Raw genomic sequence first — 907 nt, 5'->3', positions numbered from 1 at the left:
GCGCCTTCAAAATGAAGTCAACTCTGAGCGTGGGGCCAACGAACAGCTGACCGCCGAAAATGAACGCCTTCGTGCTGAACGGCTGGAAATGGATGCAGAAACGGAAAGGCTCAAGGCGTTAGTGTTGACTCTGGGGGGTAACCCTGAGGTATGGGAAGGGGAAGCGCCATGACCGATAACTCTTTGGCCGGGCTGGCGCTCACATTGGGTGTTAGCGAAACTGAAGCAACGCAGTTTGCGGTTACAACCTGCAATTTGATGTTGCAGCACCCGGAATTGCTAGCGGGGGATATCAAGCATTTTGCGCAGCAAGGAACCTGGCCGGAAAGTACTGATAAGCCTCTGGTTATAGGTGAGCCCGACACGGAAAGTGTCCTGATGGGTATGCGCGTCCTGATCTATAAATTGGGTAAGCACGAAGGTCCGAATGGTAAAGCCAGCCAGATGTACGACATGATGCGGCGGCTCGGTTATTTTACTGTGACGGATTGTTTGCGTTAACTGCAATTTCTGGGGCGAACAGCCCCTTTTTTTCATCCCCCATAAAACATAACTTATCCTAAATATTTTGCCGTTTAGCTATTCGTCAGCAGTTTGGGTCGAGGTAGTCTAATTATGACTACTTACTCAACTTTAGGGACACGACATGACCACGACTCTGAATCAGCAAGCGGTACCGAAGAAACGCACCTTTAAAGATCTGCCAGGCTTCGACATCTCTGCAACTGACATGCTGCGCATCATTGATGCCCCGTGCATGATCATCAAACGTGGTAACGTCCAGTTCAAGGTTTTGGAAATGCTGACCTTGACGCTGGTGGGTGACAACCTGAGCGCGCTCGGTGTTGACTACAATACTGGACAAGTGATCTCCCGTGGTGTGGTTCAAAAGTCAAACGGTGACATG

At 50.2% G+C, this 907-nt stretch carries 2 protein-coding genes; both read left to right on the top strand.

Annotated features, from left to right (window positions below):
* The first annotated feature begins 168 nt into the window (after window positions 1-168).
* Window positions 169-501: a hypothetical protein gene (locus tag ACVRRC_RS21970; RefSeq protein ID WP_472533460.1), complete on the top strand. Its 333-nt coding sequence runs from the start codon at window positions 169-171 to the stop codon at window positions 499-501.
* Window positions 502-646: 145 nt separating this feature from the next.
* A partial coding sequence (locus tag ACVRRC_RS21965) for a hypothetical protein (RefSeq protein ID WP_472997572.1) occupies window positions 647-907 on the top strand: 261 nt, incomplete at its 3' end.

Source organism: Stutzerimonas sp. LR2, assembly GCF_055755175.1.
Note: the sequence above shows the minus strand (reverse complement) of the source record. Positions and strands in the feature narration are given on the sequence as shown.

Bases quoted from the DNA above. Each gene is read 5' to 3' on its own strand.
- ACVRRC_RS21970 (WP_472533460.1), top strand. From the start codon at position 169: ATGACCGATAACTCTTTGGCCGGGCTGGCGCTCACATTGGGTGTTAGC.